The sequence below is a fragment of the Mesorhizobium sp. P2_E9 genome (assembly GCF_056403815.1).
Window position 1 is genome coordinate 567,836 of record NZ_JBFUET010000002.1, and the last position, 19,482, is coordinate 587,317.

At 62.1% G+C, this 19,482-nt stretch carries 17 protein-coding genes; 15 read left to right on the forward strand and 2 right to left on the reverse strand.

Annotated elements, in window-relative coordinates; all coding sequences use genetic code 11:
• Window positions 1-39 precede the first annotated feature (39 nt).
• The 4 genes from AC1D05_RS05790 to AC1D05_RS05805 all read left to right on the forward strand — a co-directional run bounded on the left by AC1D05_RS05790 (window position 40) and on the right by AC1D05_RS05805 (window position 6,200).
• Window positions 40-2,340: a peptidase domain-containing ABC transporter gene (locus tag AC1D05_RS05790; protein ID WP_477439016.1), complete on the forward strand. Its 2,301-nt coding sequence runs from the start codon at window positions 40-42 to the stop codon at window positions 2,338-2,340.
• Between the two features lie 88 nt (window positions 2,341-2,428).
• Window positions 2,429-3,790 (forward strand): HlyD family type I secretion periplasmic adaptor subunit, encoded by a 1,362-nt coding sequence (locus AC1D05_RS05795; protein WP_477439018.1) that lies wholly within the window; start codon window positions 2,429-2,431, stop codon window positions 3,788-3,790.
• A gap of 77 nt (window positions 3,791-3,867) precedes the next feature.
• Window positions 3,868-5,553 carry an SEL1-like repeat protein gene (locus AC1D05_RS05800; protein ID WP_477439020.1) on the forward strand — a complete coding sequence of 562 codons (1,686 nt, stop codon included), beginning with the start codon at window positions 3,868-3,870 and terminating at the stop codon, window positions 5,551-5,553.
• Between the two features lie 83 nt (window positions 5,554-5,636).
• Window positions 5,637-6,200, forward strand: a complete 564-nt coding sequence (locus tag AC1D05_RS05805; RefSeq protein WP_477439022.1) for a potassium channel family protein — start codon at window positions 5,637-5,639, stop codon at window positions 6,198-6,200.
• Between the two features lie 12 nt (window positions 6,201-6,212).
• Here AC1D05_RS05805 and hemN read toward each other — a convergent pair whose 3' ends face one another.
• On the reverse strand, window positions 6,213-7,562 hold the full coding sequence (gene hemN, locus AC1D05_RS05810; protein WP_477439138.1) for an oxygen-independent coproporphyrinogen III oxidase: 1,350 nt from the start codon (window positions 7,560-7,562) through the stop codon (window positions 6,213-6,215).
• A 162-nt stretch (window positions 7,563-7,724) separates the two neighbouring features.
• On the opposite strand from hemN, the gene AC1D05_RS05815 reads away from it, so the two are divergent.
• Complete coding sequence (locus AC1D05_RS05815; RefSeq protein ID WP_477439024.1) at window positions 7,725-8,453, forward strand: Crp/Fnr family transcriptional regulator; 729 nt, start codon at window positions 7,725-7,727, stop codon at window positions 8,451-8,453.
• Between the two features lie 2 nt (window positions 8,454-8,455).
• Here the strand turns inward: AC1D05_RS05815 and AC1D05_RS05820 are convergent, their stop codons facing one another.
• A complete protein-coding gene (locus tag AC1D05_RS05820; protein WP_477439140.1) occupies window positions 8,456-8,866 on the reverse strand; it encodes a hemerythrin domain-containing protein in 411 nt (136 codons plus the stop codon).
• 252 nt (window positions 8,867-9,118) lie between these two features.
• Here AC1D05_RS05820 and ccoN point away from each other — a divergent pair, with 252 nt between their 5' ends.
• The 10 genes from ccoN (at window position 9,119) to AC1D05_RS05870 (ending at window position 19,445) form a co-directional block, all read left to right on the forward strand.
• Window positions 9,119-10,729: a cytochrome-c oxidase, cbb3-type subunit I gene (gene ccoN, locus AC1D05_RS05825; RefSeq protein WP_477439026.1), complete on the forward strand. Its 1,611-nt coding sequence runs from the start codon at window positions 9,119-9,121 to the stop codon at window positions 10,727-10,729.
• Window positions 10,730-10,739: 10 nt separating this feature from the next.
• A complete protein-coding gene (gene ccoO, locus AC1D05_RS05830; protein WP_477439028.1) occupies window positions 10,740-11,471 on the forward strand; it encodes a cytochrome-c oxidase, cbb3-type subunit II in 732 nt (243 codons plus the stop codon).
• 11 nt (window positions 11,472-11,482) lie between these two features.
• The gene (locus tag AC1D05_RS05835; protein ID WP_477439030.1) at window positions 11,483-11,632 is read left to right on the forward strand and encodes a cbb3-type cytochrome c oxidase subunit 3; all 150 of its coding nucleotides are present in this window, start codon (window positions 11,483-11,485) and stop codon (window positions 11,630-11,632) included.
• Between the two features lie 2 nt (window positions 11,633-11,634).
• Window positions 11,635-12,498: a cytochrome-c oxidase, cbb3-type subunit III gene (gene ccoP / locus AC1D05_RS05840; protein ID WP_477439032.1), complete on the forward strand. Its 864-nt coding sequence runs from the start codon at window positions 11,635-11,637 to the stop codon at window positions 12,496-12,498.
• Window positions 12,499-12,715: 217 nt separating this feature from the next.
• The gene (ccoG, locus tag AC1D05_RS05845) at window positions 12,716-14,275 is read left to right on the forward strand and encodes a cytochrome c oxidase accessory protein CcoG (RefSeq protein WP_477439034.1); all 1,560 of its coding nucleotides are present in this window, start codon (window positions 12,716-12,718) and stop codon (window positions 14,273-14,275) included.
• The gene (locus AC1D05_RS05850) at window positions 14,272-14,769 is read left to right on the forward strand and encodes a FixH family protein (protein ID WP_477439036.1); all 498 of its coding nucleotides are present in this window, start codon (window positions 14,272-14,274) and stop codon (window positions 14,767-14,769) included. The genes ccoG and AC1D05_RS05850 overlap by 4 nt, the downstream gene beginning before the upstream one ends.
• On the forward strand, window positions 14,766-17,054 hold the full coding sequence (locus AC1D05_RS05855) for a cation-translocating P-type ATPase (RefSeq protein ID WP_477439038.1): 2,289 nt from the start codon (window positions 14,766-14,768) through the stop codon (window positions 17,052-17,054). Before AC1D05_RS05850 ends, AC1D05_RS05855 begins: the two co-directional genes overlap by 4 nt.
• Window positions 17,051-17,206, forward strand: coding sequence for a cbb3-type cytochrome oxidase assembly protein CcoS (gene ccoS / locus AC1D05_RS05860; RefSeq protein WP_475435968.1), 156 nt, complete (start codon window positions 17,051-17,053; stop codon window positions 17,204-17,206). The genes AC1D05_RS05855 and ccoS overlap by 4 nt, the downstream gene beginning before the upstream one ends.
• 209 nt (window positions 17,207-17,415) lie before the next feature.
• Window positions 17,416-18,522: a copper-containing nitrite reductase gene (gene nirK / locus AC1D05_RS05865; RefSeq protein ID WP_477439040.1), complete on the forward strand. Its 1,107-nt coding sequence runs from the start codon at window positions 17,416-17,418 to the stop codon at window positions 18,520-18,522.
• 53 nt (window positions 18,523-18,575) lie between these two features.
• Window positions 18,576-19,445, forward strand: a complete 870-nt coding sequence (locus tag AC1D05_RS05870; RefSeq protein ID WP_477439042.1) for an SUMF1/EgtB/PvdO family nonheme iron enzyme — start codon at window positions 18,576-18,578, stop codon at window positions 19,443-19,445.
• The last annotated feature ends 37 nt before the right edge of the window (window positions 19,446-19,482 follow it).

Consider the following 19,482-nt stretch of genomic DNA (forward strand, 5'->3'; position numbering starts at 1 on the left):
GGCATTGTCGATTTCGCTTGCCTGCCGGAAGGCACGTCCATGGTGAACATCCCTCTGAATGCCGAAAACCAACCGGTCCCGATCCGCGCCGGCATCGAAGCCGACACGACCGGCAAGGGTGAGGTTGTGAGCGACGTGGGGCGGATTCCTGGCGGCCCCGCCGAATTCGACAAGATCGCGCCACGCCTCAAGGCGATGCTGCGGGCCGCCCGCTATCACGGTGTCGAGCTCGATCCGAACGAATTCAGGTCCGCGAGCGCGGTTCCGGCCGCTGCCGACCTGTCGCAGTGGGCGCAGGACGCCGGCATGTGGTCACGCGCCGTGCGCATCCGCTGGTCTCACCTCTTGCGTTTCCAGGATGCCGGACCGGTCGTCCTGTTGTTCAATGATGGCGGCGCGGCTCTCCTTACCGGGGCGAGCGCCGAGCGAAACATCGTCTTCCTCAAAAGTGTGGATGCACCCGACGATGGTGAAGCGACCGCCATCGACGAACTGCGGCTGTCGCAGGTGTGGACGGGCGAGGCGCTGTTGCTGCGCGCCGCCCGGTCCTATGTCGCGGCGGACGCGCCCTTCACCCTTCGCTGGCTCGCCGAACTGGTGCGGCTCGAGGGTCACGCCCTGCGCGATATCACCATCGCCTCGTTCACGCTGAGCGTCCTTACCATCCTGCCGCCGCTCATCGTCATGACGGTGGTCAACAAGGTGCTGCAGTTCAACAGCATCTCGACGTTGGTGCTGCTGTCGGCGGTGATCGCCGTGGTGTTCGCCTACGAGACACTGCTTGGCCATGCGCGGCGACTGATCATCAATGTCGTCGGCGCCCGTCTGGACACCAAGCTGCAACTGCACGTCTTCAGCCGGCTCCTGCGCCTGCCGCTCGACTATTTCGAGCGGCATCCGGCCGGCGAGACGATGTATCACCTCGCCCAGGTCTATCGTATCCGCGAGTTCCTGACCGGAAAACTGCTCAGCACGTTCCTGGATATGATCACGCTCTGCGTGCTGGTGCCGGTCATGTTCTACATCAACGCCTCCCTCGCCTGGATCGTGGTGGCCTGCGCGGTGGTGATCATGCTGATCATCCTCGCCTTCCTCAAGCCCCTGCGCCGAAGGTACCAGCGGGTGGTCGAGGCCGAGACCTGGAAGTCGGCGGCGCTCGGCGAGACAGTCGTCGGCATCAAGACGGTGAAGGCGCTCGGTCTCGAGCCGCAGCGCAAGGCGCTCTGGGACGAGCGGGTGGCGGAATCCGGAAAGGCGCGCCTCGCCTTCGGACAGCTGGCAAGCTGGCCGCAGACCCTGGTCACGCCGATCGAACGTGTGATGGTGCTCGGCACCATGCTGATCGGCGCCTATCTCGCGATGAACGACCGCTCGGGCTACATGGTCGGCGGCCTGTTCGCCTTCATGATGATCGCCCAGCGCGTGGCCCAGCCGCTGGTTGGCCTGGCGCGACTGGTCGAAGACTACGAGGAGGTCGGTGCGGCGATCGGCGAGGCAGCGTCGGTCCTCAACCGGCCGCTGGAGAGCAGTTCGAATTCAGCCGGCCTGAGACCCAGGCTCGTCGGCGAGGTCGCGTTCAGCGACCTGACCTTCAGCTATATCGCTACCAAGACACCGGCGCTCGATCGGGTCAGCTTCCACATTCCAGCCGGCACCATGTTTGGCATTGTCGGCCGCAGCGGGTCGGGAAAGTCGACGATCGCGCGCCTCCTGCAGGGGATAAACCGCGACTACAGTGGTTTCCTCAAGCTCGATGGTGTCGACCTCAAGGAAATCAACCTGCGCCATCTTCGCCAGGGTCTCGGCGTGGTCCTCCAGGACAATTTTCTGTTCCGCGGGTCGATCCGCGACAACATCATCGCCGGGCGCCCGGGCCTGACGCTTTCCGACGCCATGCGCGCGGCGCATCTCGCCGGCGCCCAGGAATTCATCGAGCGGATGCCGAATGGCTACGACACCTACATCGAGGAAGGTTCGCCTAACCTGTCAGGCGGCCAAAAGCAGCGACTGGCGATCGCGCGCGCCCTCATCCACGATCCGACCATCCTCATCCTCGACGAAGCGACCAGCGCACTCGACCCGGAGAGCGAGGCGGTGGTGAGCGCCAACCTCATGCGCATCGCCAGCGGGCGCACGATGATCATCGTTTCGCACCGGCTCTCCTCCTTGACCGAGTGCGACAACATCCTGGTCATGGATCAGGGCAAGGTTCTCGACGTCGCGCCGCACGCGACCCTGCTCGAACGATGCGCGCTCTATCGCCAGCTGTGGTCGCAGCAGAACCGGCACCTCGACGGCCGCCACGGCCGCCCGGTCGCCGTTCCGCCGCGGTTGGTTTGACCATGTCGCGCGGCTCATATTCGCATCAGGTCCGGTAATCATGGGTAGCAGCACCTCTCTCACGGCCCTCCCCGCCCGGTGGCATCGGATGGAAACGAGGGATCCGACGACGCCAGCCATACTCGAGTTCCAGTGGCCATCGACGGCTGTCGCCAATGCGCCCATTCCGCGGGCGGCGCGCGGCATCGTCTGGATCGTTTCGAGCCTGGTCATCGCGCTGATCGCCCTGGCGGGACTGATACCGGTCGATCAGGTCGTTACGACCAGGGGCCTGGTGGTCTCGCAATCCCCCAACATCGTCGTGCAACCGCTGGAGACCGCGATTGTCCGCTCGATCGAGGTGCGGGAGGGACAGCGTGTCCAGGCCGGCCAATTGCTTGCCCGCCTCGATGCGACCTTTGCCTCCGCCGACCTGGCGGCACTGGCGATGCAGGTCTCGACGCTTGAAGCCGAGGTGGCGCGGTTGAAGGCCGAGGCCAGCGGTCAAGCGTTCACCTACAACGGCCTCGACCCGAGTTGGACCCTGCAGGTGTCGATATTCGAGCAACGCAAGGCGGTCTACGACGCCAAGGTGGAGAATTTCGAACGCCAGCGTGACGAACTCAGCTCGGTGATTTCGCGATCGCAATCGGATGCCGACGGCTACCGCCAGCGGCTCTCGGTCGCCGACTCGATCGAACAGATGCGCAAGCAGCTCGAGGCAAGGCAGGTAGGAAGCCGCCTCAATACGCTCCTTGCCGAGGACAACCGGGCGGAAATGTCCCGGGCGCTTGGCAATGCCGAGCAAACCGCGGAAGCCGCCAAGCGCCAGCAAGCAGCGGTGGCCTCCGAGCGCGACGGCTATATTCAGGGCTGGCGAGCTGAAGTCTCGCAGAGTCTGTCGGAGGCGAGCTCGCGGATCTCCGACGCCCGCGAACTCCTCAACAAGGCAAAGCTTCGCAAACAACTGGTCGAATTGAAGAGCCAATCGGACGCCATCGTTCAATCGGTGGCAAAGGTCTCCGTCGGCTCGGTCATGCAGTCAGGGGAGCGCTTCATCACGCTGGTACCGGCCGACGCGCCACTCGAGATCGAGACAAACATCGTTGGCAGGAGCAGTGGTTTTGTCCATGTCGGCGACCCCGTGGTCATCAAATTCGACACCTTCCCCTATTCGCAATACGGCCTCGCCCACGGCACCGTGCGGGCACTCAGCCCTGATTCCTTCTCGGCGCAGGAACAAGCGCGCGATCCGAACAGCTCGCTGGCCATGCTGCCTTCCGACTCCGAGCCGTTCTATCGCACGCGGATTTCCATCGACCAGATCGCCCTCCACGGCGTGCCCGCCGGTTTCGCCGTCAGCCCCGGCATGCCGGTGACCGCCGACGTCAAGGTCGGCCGGCGCACGATACTCAAGTACATTCTCGGTGTGATGCTCCCGATCGGCCAGGAGGCGATGCGGGAGCCATAGGGCACTGGAGGAATCAGGGGCTCGGATCGATGACAATCCTGGATCGGCTAACTGGTCTGGCCTTCCCGGCGGCGGCGTTGCGCCGGGCGATCCAGCTTTCGGACAGCGGCAAGGCCGCTGAAGCCTTTCCGCTCATGGCGACAGCGGCGCGCGCGGGGATCGCCGACGCCGAGTACCGGGTCGCGCGTTGCTATCTCGAAGGCTCGGGTGTGCCGCCGAGCCGCGTGGAAGGCGCGCGATGGCTGCTGCGGGCAGCCAACCGAGGGAACGCCGATGCCCAGGCGCTCCTCGCCGCTCTCTACGTCACCGGGCTAGTGACGGCGGAAACCGACGGCGAGGGCGCCGGATCGGAGCACTTGTTCAAACGGGATTCCGCGGGCGAACCGAACTTCACGGCTGCGTTCGGCTTTGCCACGAAGGCGGCCGAGGCGGGCTCGGCCACGGGACAGGCGATCCTCGGCTATATCCTGACCAGTGGCCCCGAACCGTTGCGCAATGCGGATGCCGCCCACGGCTGGTACGAGAAGTCGGCTGCCGCCGGCTGCGCCGAAGGATGTCTCGGCTTTGCCCTCTCGCTGGCCCGGCGCGGCAGGCAAGAAGATCGGGTCAGGATCGCGGACGAGGTAAGACGCGCGGCCGATGCTGGCCTGCCGACCGCGATCTATCTTCTCGCGGTCTTGAGCGAGCACGGGCTCGGCGTGGTACGCGACATGACTGCAGCCGCGAAACTTTATCAGGCCGCTGCGGAGAAAGGCCTTCCCTCGGCCCAGTTCCGGTTGGGATTGGCGCTGATCGATGGTGGACTCATCGACCATGATATCGCCGCCGGAGAGGCGTGGATGCGGCGTGCCGCCTTGGCTGGCAATGTCGAGGCAGCCTATCTCCTCGGCGATCGCTATGTGAAGACGCAGCCGCCGGATTTTGCAGAAGCCGCAAACTGTTATCGGCGCGCTGCCGAAGCGGGTCACCAGGCCGCCGCCCGCGCTTTGGCCTCCCTCTACCTGACGGGGAGTGGTGTAGCCGAGGACGTCGAAGAGGGAGCGCGCTGGCTGCGCGCTGCCGCAAATGGCGGCAATCAGGCGGCACTGGCCGACCTCGCCAATCTTATCCTCGGAGGAGCCGGCGAGCCGGACGATGCCGCAAGCGTTGCCGGATGGTTCGAGGCGGCCGCATCATCGGGCGACCTCATCGCGGCATTCAATCTTGGGCTCTGCTTCGCCAAGGGAGTCGGCGTCCGCCAGGACGAGGGGCAAGCGGCACATTGGCTGCGGCGCGCGGCCGAGGGCGTCGCCGAGGCGCAATATATGTATGCCCGCCTCCTCCAGGATGGACGCGGCGTTGCGGCCGACCCAACGCAGGCCCGCATATGGTTTGCGCGGGCGGCCGACGCCGGCGTGCTTGACGCGCGGGTGGCGCTCGCGGAGATGCTGCTCAACGGGCGTGGAGGCACGCGTGAGCCAAAGGCTGCAATGCAGCTGTTCGAACGAGCCGCCGACGACGGTCACGCCGGGGCGATGTTTGCGCTTGGTGCGCTGTATGGAGCCGGCCAGGGCCTGCCGGTCGACCAGGCGACAGCGCAGAAATGGTTCGCCGCCGCTGCCGAGCGTGGGCACGGCCAAGGCCAACTCATGCTCGGGCGTTATCTCTCCAAGGGTCTTGCCGGGGAGCGCGACCCGGTCGCCGGTCGCCTTTGGCTCGAGCGTGCGGCTGCGGGTGGTATCAGTGAAGCGGCCGACGAACTCGTCGAGTTCGCCTCTGATTGAGAACTGTCTGTGCAAGCACGCCAACCCACGCAGGTCCGCCACGAACGAGGATAAGCAGAGAATTTTAGGTTGAGGCCACTCTATTGTTTCCAACCCTGCTTTCTGCACCGAATGAGGGATGGTGCATGTTGTCAAATTGTGGCCGGCAGCCGCGCAGACCTGTCTGGATTGATTTCGCGCAAGGCGAGTTGCGGTCGCGACGCTACGCTTCGGGCATGCTCGCGAACCTGCTTGTCGGCACAATCGCCATTAGTCTGACGGTCCTTGTTCATACCTTTGGCCTCATCGCAGTCACCCATGCGATGACCCATATGGTTGCGCGTTTCCGGATGCATGGCCGCCGTAGCCGCATTGTCGCGATGATCAGCGTGGTGATGGGTCTCTTTGCCGTCATGACCGCCGAGGTCTGGCTCTGGGCAGGCCTATACAGGTTGCTGGAGATTTTCGACGACTTCGAAACCGCGCTCTACTTCTCGACCATTACGTTTTCGACGGTCGGTTATGGGGATATCGTGCCCGCCCATGCGTGGCGTATCCTGGCGGCGCTCGAGGGCGTGAACGGGTTCCTGCTCATCGGCTGGTCGACCGCCTATTTGATCGCGGCAGGGACCCGCATCGGCCCGTTCAAGGCTGGCGAACACTTCTGACTCGGCCGACGCTCAAACCGCCGCTGAATGCCTGGCTTTGCCGACTTCGAGATATTTGTCGAACTTCGCCGCGACGCTTCTGACAAAGGGGCGGTTTTCCGCCGGCACGACGAAGCGGTCACCATCAAGTTCAAGCAAGCCCTCGGGCTCACGAAGCGCGGTGGAACTTGCCTTGAGCAGAAGTCTTTGGCCGGCTTCGCCAAAGCGCTCCACCAGTTCGATCGCCGAGAAGGCGAAGTCGCACATCAGCCTCTCGATGATCCATCCGCGAACGCGGTCGTCTTCGGAAAGCGTGATACCGCGGACAGTCCCCAGCCCACCGTCCGAGACCATGCGTCCGTATTCCGCGGTCGACGGCATGTTCTGCGCGTAGCCTTGGCGAAATTGACTGATTGATGAGGGGCCGAGGCCGATCAGTGTTTCGCAGCGATCGTCGGTATAGCCTTGGAAATTGCGGCGCAAGCAGCCGGTCCGGGCCGCTACGGCCAACGCATCGTTGGGCTTGGCGAAATGGTCGAAGCCGACAGTTTCATATCCCGCGTTCAGCATAAGACAAGCGGCCAATTGCGACTGAGCAAACCGCTCTGCCGGGCCTGGCAACCATGCCTCGTCGATCATCGTCTGATGTTTCTTGAACCACGGCACATGCGCATAGCCAAACAATGCCACCCGATCCGGTTCCAGCGTCAATGCCTGCGCGACCGTAGAAGAGACGCTCTCCCTGGTCTGGTGCGGCAAGCCATAGAGCAGATCCAGATTGACCGATCTGACACCGCGCGCGCGAACCCCGTCCACAACCGCCTTGGTCTGCAGAAAGCTCTGCTCGCGGTTGATCGCCTTCTGCACCTTAAGGTCAAAATCCTGCACCCCAAGGCTCGCCCGGGTCATGCCGATCTCGGCAAGAGCATCGAGGCGGGCGTCATCCATATCGTTGGGATCGATTTCGACGCTGATCTTGGCGTCGGGAAGGAAGGCAAAGCTGTTGCGCAGAACTGTTCCCAGCGCCACCAAATCCTCCGGTTTGAGCATCGTCGGTGAACCACCGCCGAAATGCATGGCACGCACCCTGGCCTTATCTCGGACGAGACCCGCGACGGTTGCGATCTCGGCATGCAGTGACCGCAGATATTTTGTCACCGGCTCGTAGTGGCGTGTCTGCTTGGTATGGCAGGCACAAAACCAGCAAAGCCTGTCACAGTACGGGATGTGCAGATAGAGCGAGATCTCGTCATCCTCGCCGAGCGCCTGCAGCCAGTCGCTGCAAACGGCACCATCGACACCAGAATGAAAATGCGGCGCTGTCGGGTAGCTGGTATAGCGCGGCACATTCTCGCCAAGTCTGGCAACCAAATCTGGGCGCATCGCTCCAACCACTCCACTTTGCATGGGGCGGTATTGATCCCATTGGACGCCCGCTGCCTTGATTTCGGTCAAGACAGATGTTGCTGCGGACAAACTGCCGCAAGGCTTTTTGTTGGGTCGATGCTATACCGTTACAAGACTTTGGGTCCGCGGACGACGACAATGACAGTGCGCCAGGATGTACACAGCGCCGGCATTCCCGTGCTTTGCCAATCATGCGAAGCGCGGCACCATGGTGTTTGCGGCGCGCTCGACCCCAACCAACTGGTGGGCCTTGCAAAGATCTCGTCGAAGCATACCATCGAACCGGGTGTGGAATTGATTGGTGACGCCGAGACCGTCGACAGTTACTCGAACGTGCTCTCCGGCGTGGTGAAGCTCACAAAGAGCCTCTCGGACGGACGCCAGCAGATTGTCGGGCTTCAATTTGCTCCCGATTTTCTGGGCAGGCCCTTCAAGGTGGAAAGCGCGATCAACGCTGAAGCCGCAACCACAGTCTCCCTGTGCTCGTTTCCAAAGGCCGCCATCGAACGGATGATGAAGGAATCGCCGGGCCTGGAGCATCGCCTTTTCAAGCAGACGCTGAACGAGCTCGATGACGCCCGCGACTGGATGGTGACGCTAGGCCGCAAAAGTGCTTCGGAAAAGGTGGCGAGCTTTCTCCTGATGATCGCCAGGAACATTGACCCCGCGCTTGACCCGGATGCCCAGTCGACAAGTTTCGATCTCCCTTTGACCCGCGCCGACATCGCCGATTTCCTCGGCCTGACGATCGAGACAGTCAGCCGCCAGCTGACCAGGCTACGATCGGATGGCGTGATCCGGATCGAGAACAATCGGCATGTCACAGTCGATAGCCTGACGCGTCTGCAGCGCCGCTCCGGCGCCTAGAATCAATCGACGATCCCGATCATCGGCAGGACATGCTCCCGCTCAAAAGCGATATGCCGGCGTAGGCCTTCAAAGAAGCCGCGCAGCATGAATCCGACGGCCTCGGCATTATCGATCGTCTTGCCGTGGCCGATCGCCAGCAAAATCTCGGTCACCTCACTGGCAAAGCATTCGTCCTCGACATGTTCGGCCCGCAATCGCCGGGTTGAGGCAAGGTTGGCGTCGCTGCCGGTCAAGGCAGCGTCGTAGACCGGAAAGATAACCGTCTCTTCGTATTGATGAATGTTTCGCAACAGCGGCACGATCGCATTTCCCGCAGCTAGGCATGCCAGGCAATCGACCCTGGGCAGGGTGTCTGCGATCCTCTCCAGAGCCGCACAGAGCTCAAGCTTTTCCAGATGCGCACGTTTCATCACAATCGCGGAGACCGCCCCTCTGTCAGATCGAACTGTCGGTTTTGAACTGGCGCGGCTCGTATCGAACGACGACGATCCCAGCTCCCTCTCGCGGTTCAATGACAGTCTCCCGTTCGTTTTGACGACCGAAGCTGCCCAATCCAAAAACAATTGGCTTTGACATGGATCAAGGCGGCGACGGGGCGACTGCTGAATTGCTGTTCCCGCGGATTGACGTCCGCGCATCGGAGTCGACGTCGGGGACATGTCATGAAGTTCGGCACGCACATCTTTGTTTTGGGCCTGTTTGCGTTTGCGGCTTTTGCAGCTGCCGGCTTCGGCGTGGACGAGCCCTTCCGCCAGCACATGTGGGTGCTGTTCATCGTGCTGCTGGGTTTCACCGCTGTTCTTCTACGCAACACGAGTTTCGCGCCGGCAGTCGCGGTCGATCCGTCAGCCTATATGGATGGTCCCATCCGCTACGGGGCCATCGCCACCATATTCTGGGGCGTCGTCGGCATGCTGGTCGGCGTGGTCATCGCCCTGCAGCTTGCCTATCCCGATCTCAACATACAGCCCTGGTTCAATTTCGGCCGTTTGCGGCCGCTGCACACATCGGGCGTCGTCTTTGCCTTCGGCGGCAACGCGCTGCTGTGCACATCATTGTATGTCGTTCAACGCACCTGCCGCGCCCGCCTGTTCGGTGGTGATCTCGCCTGGTTCGTCTTCTGGGGCTACCAGCTTTTTATCGTGATGGCGGCGACCGGCTACCTGCTCGGCATCACGGAAAGCCGCGAATACGCCGAACCCGAATGGTATGTCGACATCTGGCTGACCATCGTCTGGGTCGCCTATCTCATCCTGTTCCTCGGCACGATCCTGAAGCGCAAGGAGCCGCATATCTACGTCGCCAACTGGTTCTACCTCTCCTTCATCGTGACCATCGCGATGCTGCATGTGATCAACAACCTGTCGATGCCGGCGTCCTTCCTCGGCTCCAAGAGTTACTCCGCCTTTTCCGGTGTTCAGGATGCCCTGACGCAATGGTGGTATGGCCACAATGCCGTCGGCTTCTTCCTGACCGCCGGCTTCCTCGGCATGATGTATTATTTCGTGCCCAAGCAGGCGAACCGACCGGTCTATTCCTACCGCCTGTCGATCGTCCATTTCTGGGCAATCATCTTTCTCTACATCTGGGCCGGACCGCATCACCTGCACTACACCGCCCTGCCCGACTGGGCGCAAACGCTCGGCATGGTGTTCTCGATCATGCTGTGGATGCCGTCATGGGGTGGCATGATCAACGGCCTGATGACGCTGTCGGGCGCCTGGGACAAGCTGCGCACCGATCCGATCATCCGCATGATGGTGATGGCTATCGCCTTTTACGGCATGTCGACCTTCGAAGGTCCGATGATGTCGATCAAGTCGGTCAATTCGCTCAGCCACTACACTGACTGGACCATCGGCCACGTCCATTCCGGCGCGCTCGGCTGGGTCGGCATGATCTCGTTTGGCGCGATCTACTACATGGTGCCGAAGCTGTGGAACCGCGAGCGCCTCTATTCGCTGCGGCTCGTCACCTGGCACTTCTGGCTGGCGACGCTCGGCATCGTTGTCTACGCCGCCGTCATGTGGGTGTCCGGCATCATGCAGGGCCTGATGTGGCGTGAATACGACGAGCAGGGCTTCCTGGTCTATTCCTTCGCGGAAACCGTCGCCGCCATGCATCCCTACTACGTCATGCGCGCCATCGGCGGGGCGATGTACCTCTCAGGCACCCTGATCATGGCCTGGAACATCGCCATGACGATCCTCGGCCACCAGCGCGAGGAGCAACCGATGCCGGGCTCCGTTCCCGCCCTTCAGCCTGCACAGTAAGGAGCCAAAAATGGGCTTGATGGACAGACATGCGATCATCGAGAAGAACGCCACGCTTCTTCTCGTTGGTTCCCTTCTGGTGGTGACGGTCGGCGGCATCGTCGAGATCGCACCGCTCTTCTATCTCGACAACACGATCGAGAAAGTCGAAGGCATGCGGCCTTACTCGCCGCTCGAACTCGCCGGCCGCAACATTTACGTTCGCGAGGGCTGCTACCTCTGCCATAGCCAGATGATCAGGCCGTTCCGCGACGAGGTCGAGCGCTACGGTCATTACAGCCTGGCGGCAGAGTCGATGTACGATCACCCATTCCAATGGGGATCGAAGCGAACCGGGCCGGACCTCGCGCGCGTCGGCGACCGCTACTCGAACACGTGGCATGTGCAGCATCTGTCCGACCCGCGCTCGGTGGTGCCGGAATCGATCATGCCGAGCTATGCCTTCCTCAAGGACAACCCGATCGAGGTGAAGGACTTCTCGACGCATCTTGTCGCGAACAGGCGTGTTGGCGTCCCGTACTCCGACGACATGATCGCGCACGCCAACGCGGACCTTATGGCGCAGGCCGATCCCAACGCCGACACGTCGGGCCTGTTGGCCCGCTATCCGAAGGCGAAAGTGGGTGATTCTGATGGCAATCCTCAGCAAGTCACGGAGATGGACGCGCTCGTCGCCTATCTGCAGATGCTCGGCACGCTGGTCGATTTTAGGCACTACGACGAAGCCGCCGGTTACCGCTGAGGAGAACGACCATGGACTACAATCTGATGCGGGAATTCGCCGATAGCTGGGGTTTGGTTGCCATGGCGCTTTTCTTCGTCGGCGCCATCGCTTTCGCACTCCGTCCGGGCAGCCGCAAGCAAGCCGATGAAGCCGCCCGCATTCCTCTCAAGGACGACTGACCATGCGCAACGAACATATCGACGAAGTGTCAGGCACCTCGACGACCGGCCACGAATGGGATGGCATCAGGGAGCTCAACAACCCTCTGCCGCGCTGGTGGGTCTGGACGTTCTACATCACCATCGTCTGGGCGATCGGCTACACCATTGCCTATCCGGCATGGCCCTTGCTTCACTCGGCAACCAAGGGGGTGCTCGGCTATTCGAGCCGTAACGATGTCGGGAACGAGTTGGCCGCGGCCGAGGTTGCCAAGGGCAAGTATGTCGCGGCAATTCAAACGAAAACCGTTTCCGAGATCAGCGCCGACGATGCGTTGCGCGAATTCGCCGTCGCCGCCGGCGGCGCCGCGTTCAAGGTCAATTGCGTGCAGTGCCATGGTTCGGGCGCACAGGGGTCAAAAGGCTTTCCCAACCTGAACGACGACGATTGGCTGTGGGGCGGCAAGGCCGAGCAGATTCAGCAGACGATCACGCATGGCATCCGCTTCGCCTCCGACCCGGATACACGCATTTCGGAAATGCCGGCTTTTGGCGACATCATCACCGCCGAGCAGATCACCCAGGTCAGCGCCTATGTCGCAAGCCTCTCCGGCAAGGTCCAGGACGCAAGCCTCGTTGAGCCCGGCGCCAAGGTCTTCGCGGAAAATTGCGTGGCCTGTCATGGCGACAAGGCAAAGGGCAACAAGGAGTTCGGCGGCCCCGACCTGACCGACGCTATATGGCTCTACGGGCCCGGCGAGGCAGCCATCGCCGCCCAGGTCCGTGCACCGAAGCAGGGCGTGATGCCGGCCTGGGGCGGGCGCCTGGGCGAAACCAAGGTCAAGGAACTGGCGGTCTACGTGCATTCGCTTGGCGGTGGAGAATAGCAACGGGGGTCTATTCTCTGGCCCTCTCCGTGCAAGCGACGAGGCCCGGCCATGCCGGGCCTCGATCTTTTTTGCGGTTTGCGGCGATTGACCTGCATCAACGCGGCTCAACCCTATCGGCGGCAAAGTCCGGCCAACGCTGCATTTCGCGCGCTTGCCTGAAATCGATCAGGTCAACTGCCCGGCGAAATCAGAAGCTGCGCGACGGGAGACACCGGTGCTGGACAATACGCAGGTAGAACGGCTCGAGGCCGAGGCGGTCAACTCCGCCAAAGTGCGCCAGCCATTGTATGCCGCCCGCAAGAAGGTTTTCCCTAAGCGAGCATCGGGCAGCTTTCGCCAGTTCAAATGGATCGTGATGGCGATCACGCTCGGCATTTACTACCTGACGCCCTGGTTGCGGTGGAATCGAGGCCCATTTGCCCCGGATCAGGCGGTGCTGCTCGATGTCGCCAACCGGCGCTTCTATTTCTTCTTCATCGAGATCTGGCCGCAGGAGTTCTACTATGTGGCCGGACTCCTGGTCATGGCCGGCGTTGGTCTTTTCCTGATCACGTCGACGGTCGGCCGCGCCTGGTGCGGCTATACCTGCCCGCAGACCGTATGGGTCGATCTGTTCCTGGTCGTCGAACGCGCGATCGAGGGCGACCGCAACGCCCGCATGAAGCTCGATGCGGGTCCCTGGACCGCCCGCAAGCTCGTGCTGCGTGTATCAAAGCACACCATCTGGCTTGTCATAGGCGCGGCCACCGGCGGTGCCTGGATCTTCTATTTCGCTGATGCGCCTACGTTGGCTCGCGAACTTTTCACCGGCACCGCGGCCCCCATCGCCTACATCACCGTCGCCGTGTTGACGGCGACGACCTATACGTTCGGTGGGCTGATGCGCGAGCAGGTCTGCACCTACATGTGCCCTTGGCCGCGCATCCAGGCGGCCATGCTCGACGAAAATTCCCTCACCGTCACTTACAACGACTGGCGCGGCGAACCGCGCTCGCGTCACGCCAAGAAGGTTCTTGCCGCAGGTCAGCCCGTCGGCGATTGTGTCGACTGCAATGCCTGCGTCGCGGTCTGCCCGATGGGGATCGACATTCGCGACGGCCAACAGCTCGAATGCATCACCTGCGCGCTTTGCATCGACGCCTGCGACGGCGTCATGGACAAGCTAGGCAGGGAGCGCGGGTTGATCTCCTACGCGACGCTCTCCGACTACAACGCCAACATGATGCTGGCGACCGCAGGTGGCGCCAGTTCGGTCAATCCGTCGCTGGTCAGGACGGCTGACGGGCTGTTCTCCGACAAGGTGGCTCACTTCCATATCCGCAAGATCTTTCGGCCCCGCACCTATGTCTACATGGGTATGTGGTCGCTGATCGGCCTGGGCCTGATCTATTCGCTGCTGACGCGCGACAGGCTCGAGGTCAACGTGCTGCATGACCGCAATCCGCAGTTCGTCACGCTGTCCGATGGTTCCATCCGCAACGGTTACACCGTCAAGCTGCTCAACATGATTCCCGAGCCACGGACGATCGTCGTCACGATGCAAGGTTTGCAAGGCGGCGAAATGAGCGTGGTCGGGGACGACCTGAAGACAAGCCGCTCCTTCGCCATCCCGGTCGAGCCCGATCGCCTGAAAATGCTGAAGGTCTTCGTGCGGCAGCCAGCGGACCAGATCCAGGGCACGGCGCAGACATTCACGTTCCGGGTCGAGGACAAGGCGAGCTTCGAGTCGGACCATTACACCGCCACCTTCAACGCGCCGGAGACCACCAGATGACCACCAAGGCGCAAAAGCCCCGCGAATTCACCGGCAGGCACATGCTGGCCATCATCCTTGCCTTCTTCGGGGTGGTCATCGCGGTCAATCTGACCATGGCGACGCTCGCAAACACAAGCTGGACCGGCCTTGTCGTTGAGAACACCTACGTGGCGAGCCAGCAATTCAACAAAAAGGCCGAGGAAGGGCGTGCGCAGGCCGCCCTTGGCTGGACCGGGAAACTGACCATCGCATGGGGTGAGGTTCGCTATAGCCTCACCGATGGCGCCGGCAAGCCGGTTCCCCTGCATGGCGTCAAGGTGTTGTTTCGTCATCCGGCCTACGAATCGGAGGACAAGTCGGTCACGCTCGCCCTCGCCACGGGTCAGGAATTCGCCGCCCAGCACATGCCGAAGGATGGCGTCTGGATCGTCGAGGTGGACGCCGATGCCGGTCTCGCGAAGCCCTATAGGGACGTCCGCAGGATCATGATATCCCATGGAGCGCTGAAATGAGCTGTTGTGCGCCGGGCGCCGAAATGGCGCTGGACCTGGGCAGCGCCACATCGGTCCTGCCCTCCAGCCAGGAGATCAGGCTGGCGAGCCGGCCGCTTGGCGACAATCTTCACCAGACCGATCTTTCAGTGCCGACGGTTCGTTGCGGGGCCTGCATCCAGACGATCGAGACGGTGCTGGGAAAACTCGCCAATGTCGAAGGTGCACGTGTCAACCTGTCGACGAAGCGGGTCGCGATCCGGTGGCGTGGCAATGAGGTGCCCCCCTTCGTCGCCGCGCTTGGCAGGCTGGGCTACGAGGCGCATTTGTTCGCCCCCGAGGTTGATGAGAAGGACAAGACGCTTGCGGAGCTGATCCGCGCCGTCGCCGTTGCCGGCTTCGCGGCCGGCAACATCATGTTGCTGTCAGTCTCGGTCTGGTCCGGCGCCGAAGGTGCTACCCGCGACCTGTTCCATTGGGTCTCGGCGCTGATCGCCATCCCGGCGCTGGCCTTCGCCGGTGGCATCTTCTTCCGCTCAGCCTGGAATGCACTGCGCCACGGCCGCATGAACATGGACGTGCCGATCGCGGTCGGAGTGTCGCTTGCCTATGCCATGAGCCTCTATGAAACGATCAATCATGGCGAACATGCCTATTTCGACGCGTCGGTTTCGTTGCTGTTCTTCCTGTTGATCGGTCGCACGCTGGATCACGTAATGCGGGAGCGTGCCCGCACCGCGGTGAAAAGCCTGTCACAACTGGCCGCGCGCGGCGCCATGGTGCTGCGCCGCGACGGCGCGCGGGACTATTTGCCGGTCGGCGAGATCGAACCGGGTATGCAGCTGCTGATAGCAGCCGGCGAAAGAATCCCGGTTGACGGCAAGATCACTCAGGGAGCGTCGGATCTCGACTTTTCGCTGGTCTCAGGCGAGAGCACGCCGAAAAACGTGGCGTCAGGCGAAGCCGTGCAGGCTGGCGTGCTCAACCTTACCGGCCCGCTGACGATCGAGGCGACAGCCGCCGCAAAGGATTCGTTCCTGGCGGAAATGGTTCGGCTGATGGAGGCTGCCGAGGGCGGTCGTGCGCATTATCGCCGCATCGCCGATCGCGTCTCGGCACTCTACGCGCCCGTGGTTCATCTCACCGCCTTCGTGACATTCCTGGGCTGGATGGCGGCGACCGGCGACTGGCACCGCGCGATGTCGATCGCCATCGCTGTTCTCATCATCACATGCCCGTGCGCGCTCGGTCTTGCGGTGCCGATCGTCCAGGTGGTCGCCGCGCGGCGGCTGTTCGAGAATGGCATCATGGTCAAGGACGGCTCGGCCATGGAGCGCCTGGCGGCGATTGATACGGCGGTGTTCGACAAGACCGGAACGCTCACGCTCGGCCAACCCCGGCTGGTCAATTCGGGCTCAATCGATCCAGTCATGCTGGCAATCGCCGCAGACCTGGCCGCGCATTCGCGTCATCCGTTTTCAAAGGCCATAGCCGGCTTTGCCGCTCCGGGCGGGCAACACAAGTTCGATGCGATCGCCGAGCACCCGGGATTTGGAATCGAAGCCACTGACGCCGGAAGCACCTGGCGGCTAGGTCGACGCGGATGGGCCGGGTGGAAGGCTCGAACCGGTGGTGAAGGCAAACATGGCTACGGCGGAACGGTGCTGACCAAAAACGGGACGATTGTCGCATCCTTCGTTTTCCAGGATGCATTGCGTGCCGACGCCAGTGCGGCCATCGATCAATTGAAGCATGCTGGGATGTCGGTGGAAATGCTGTCGGGCGATACCGCGGCAGCCTGCGCCGAGGTTGCGAAAGGGCTGGGTGTCGATGACTTCGTGCCCTGCCTGTTGCCATCCGGCAAGGTCGAACGCATCGAGACCCTGGCCAAAGACGGACACAGGGTTCTGATGGTGGGCGACGGCCTCAACGACACGCCGGCGCTGCGCGCGGCGCATGTCTCGATTGCACCGGCCACGGCCGCCGACATTGGCCGCAACGCAGCGGACTTCGTCTTCCTGCGCGAAAGCCTTCTGGCCGTGCCTCTCGCGCTGGACGTCTCGCGCAAAGCGGGCAGCCTGATCCGCCAGAACATCGCGATTGCGATCGTCTACAACGCTGTCGCCGTGCCGATCGCCATCCTGGGACACGTCACACCTCTTATCGCGGCGATCGCCATGTCCGCTTCTTCGCTGCTTGTGATCGGAAATGCGCTGCGACTGCAAAGTTCAATGCCAAATTCGCTGGCGAAGAGTGTTCGGCGCGACAGGCGTTCCGAAACAAATGAATTGGCCCGATCCGCATGACCACCCTCACCTACCTCATACCCGTTGCTCTCTTTCTTGGTGCGCTTGGCCTCGGGGGCTTCCTGTGGGCTTTGAAAAGCGGCCAATACGAAGATCTCGACGGGGCCGCCGAGCGGATTCTGATCGATCCGGAAGACAAAAGTGGCCGCTGATCTTCAGAAATCCGCAAGTGACAGCGCGCATTTGCAGAAAAATGCAACACCAAACTTCTACATGTCAAATCGCAACGCATAAGATCCCGGCATCTCGAAGCTATTCTTTCCGCGATTAACTTCCACCAATTTGCGCCAGCGCAAAGAAACGCTGCGTCAGGTCACGTAGCTTCAGCTCATCCGCAACGGTCGAGAGACAGGAGATTGACATGATTACGCGACGCGAAGCCCTCTTCGGAGCAGCGATTGGCGCTGCCGCCGTTACGGCACTGCCCGCATTGTCGGCAACGGTAAAAAAGGCGGACATTCGAGGGCTCGCCCGCGAAAAGATCGAGCTGGTGGCACCGCCCTTTGTGCATCCGCACGATCAAGTCGCCAAGGGTGGACCGAAAATCGTCGAGTTCACCATGAAGATCGAGGAAAAGCCTGTCGTCATCGACGCCGATGGCACCAAGCTCAATGCGATGACCTATAACGGCTCGATCCCCGGCCCCTTGATGGTCGTGCACCAGGATGACTATCTCGAGCTGACGCTGATCAATCCCGACACCAACTCACTGGCCCACAACATCGACTTCCACGCGGCAACCGGCGGGCTGGGCGGTGGCGGCCTCACCCTGATCAATCCTGGCGAACAGGTAACCCTGCGCTTCAAGGCGACGCGAACCGGAACATTTGTCTATCACTGCGCGCCAGGTGGTCCGATGATCCCATGGCATGTCGTCTCCGGCATGAATGGCGCAATCATGGTGCTGCCGCGCGACGGCTTGAGGAACGACAAGGGTGAACCGGTCAAGTACGACAAGATCTTCTACATCGGCGAGAGCGACTTCTATATCCCGCGCGACGAGAAGGGCAATTTCAAGAGCTACGAATCGGCCGGTGACGGCTACGACGATATCGTCAAGGTGATGCGCGGGTTGATCCCGACGCATGTCGTGTTCAACGGCAAAGTCGGATCCCTGACCGGTGACAACGCCATGACGGCGAAAGTCGGAGAAACCGTCTTGATCGTCCACTCACAGGCCAACCGCGATACCCGGCCGCATCTGATCGGCGGCCATGGCGATTATGTCTGGGAACAGGGCAAATTCGCCAATCCGCCGGCCAAGGATCTGGAGACCTGGTTCATCCGTGGCGGTTCTGCGGGCTCGGCACTCTATACCTTCCTGCAGCCGGGGGTTTACGCCTACGTCAACCACAATCTGATCGAGGCCGTGGAACTCGGAGCGACCGCTCACTTCAAGGTCGAGGGCGAGTGGAATGACGACCTGATGACGCAGGTCGAGGCGCCCAAACCCATCGCGACCAACTGAACTGCACTCCAATTGCCCGGGCAGCGACGCGTTGTCCGGGCATGGACAAAAATATGTCGGCGTTCAACCTGAAACTCGTGCCGATCGTTGTGGTGGCCGCGGCTGTGCCGGTCGGTCTCTCGATGCAGGCAACCGGTGGCCATCGACAGTCTTACGCCGTTGCCATTACGGTTAGCCTGCTTCCCGGCTCCATCACATACCCGATGCCGGGCGAATTCCTTAAGGACGGACGCCCGCAAGCCAATCCCAGGGTCGAGCGGCAAATCAACGGTCCGCTTGAGATCATGGCCTATCAAGTCAGCGCTGCCGACTACGAAAATTGTGTGTCAGCCAGCAAGTGTCGACCGGCGGAGGAGAACCGTTCCGTCCCGCATGACGCACCCGCAACAGGTGTGAGCTACCTCGACGCCGTCGCCTACGCCCAATGGTATTCCGATGTGACCGGCAGCCAATGGCGGCTGCCTTCCGACAAAGAGTGGGCCTTTGCCGCGGCTGAGCGGTTTGCAGGAGAATTCGAGGGTGTCGAGAACGATGCCAACAACCCCGCCAGGCGGTGGCTCACCAGCTACCAGGCCGAGGTCGACCTCAATCGCAAACCGGACCCGCTGCCCAGGAGCAGTGGCTCTTTTGGAGTGAATTCGCGCGGCCTCGCCGACCTTTCCGGCAACGTCTGGGAGTGGACTTCGACCTGCTATGTGCGCACCACGTTGGCCGCAGACGGAAGCGGTGTTGTGAGTTCGGTCGACAATTGCGGTGTCCACGTCCTTGAGGGCCTCCACAGAGCCTATATGTCGAACTTCGTCAGCGACGGCAAAAGCGGAGGCTGTGCCGTTGGCACGCCTCCCGACAATCTGGGTTTCAGGCTGGTGCGGGACCATGCGGGATGGGTGAACCGTATCCTCGGCTACCTCGGCATCGCCTGACAGATCGGAAGCGGCTCCCGCATTCGCGTATTCGACG

Bases quoted from the DNA above. Each gene is read 5' to 3' on its own strand.
- AC1D05_RS05790 (WP_477439016.1), top strand. From the start codon at position 40: ATGGTGAACATCCCTCTGAATGCCGAAAACCAACCGGTCCCGATCCGC.
- AC1D05_RS05795 (WP_477439018.1), top strand. From the start codon at position 2,429: ATGGAAACGAGGGATCCGACGACGCCAGCCATACTCGAGTTCCAGTGG.
- hemN (WP_477439138.1), bottom strand. From the start codon at position 7,562: ATGCGCCCAGATTTGGTTGCCAGACTTGGCGAGAATGTGCCGCGCTAT.
- AC1D05_RS05815 (WP_477439024.1), top strand. From the start codon at position 7,725: ATGACAGTGCGCCAGGATGTACACAGCGCCGGCATTCCCGTGCTTTGC.
- AC1D05_RS05820 (WP_477439140.1), bottom strand. From the start codon at position 8,866: ATGAAACGTGCGCATCTGGAAAAGCTTGAGCTCTGTGCGGCTCTGGAG.
- ccoN (WP_477439026.1), top strand. From the start codon at position 9,119: ATGAAGTTCGGCACGCACATCTTTGTTTTGGGCCTGTTTGCGTTTGCG.
- ccoO (WP_477439028.1), top strand. From the start codon at position 10,740: ATGGGCTTGATGGACAGACATGCGATCATCGAGAAGAACGCCACGCTT.
- AC1D05_RS05835 (WP_477439030.1), top strand. From the start codon at position 11,483: ATGGACTACAATCTGATGCGGGAATTCGCCGATAGCTGGGGTTTGGTT.
- ccoP (WP_477439032.1), top strand. From the start codon at position 11,635: ATGCGCAACGAACATATCGACGAAGTGTCAGGCACCTCGACGACCGGC.
- AC1D05_RS05850 (WP_477439036.1), top strand. From the start codon at position 14,272: ATGACCACCAAGGCGCAAAAGCCCCGCGAATTCACCGGCAGGCACATG.
- AC1D05_RS05855 (WP_477439038.1), top strand. From the start codon at position 14,766: ATGAGCTGTTGTGCGCCGGGCGCCGAAATGGCGCTGGACCTGGGCAGC.
- ccoS (WP_475435968.1), top strand. From the start codon at position 17,051: ATGACCACCCTCACCTACCTCATACCCGTTGCTCTCTTTCTTGGTGCG.
- nirK (WP_477439040.1), top strand. From the start codon at position 17,416: ATGATTACGCGACGCGAAGCCCTCTTCGGAGCAGCGATTGGCGCTGCC.
- AC1D05_RS05870 (WP_477439042.1), top strand. From the start codon at position 18,576: ATGTCGGCGTTCAACCTGAAACTCGTGCCGATCGTTGTGGTGGCCGCG.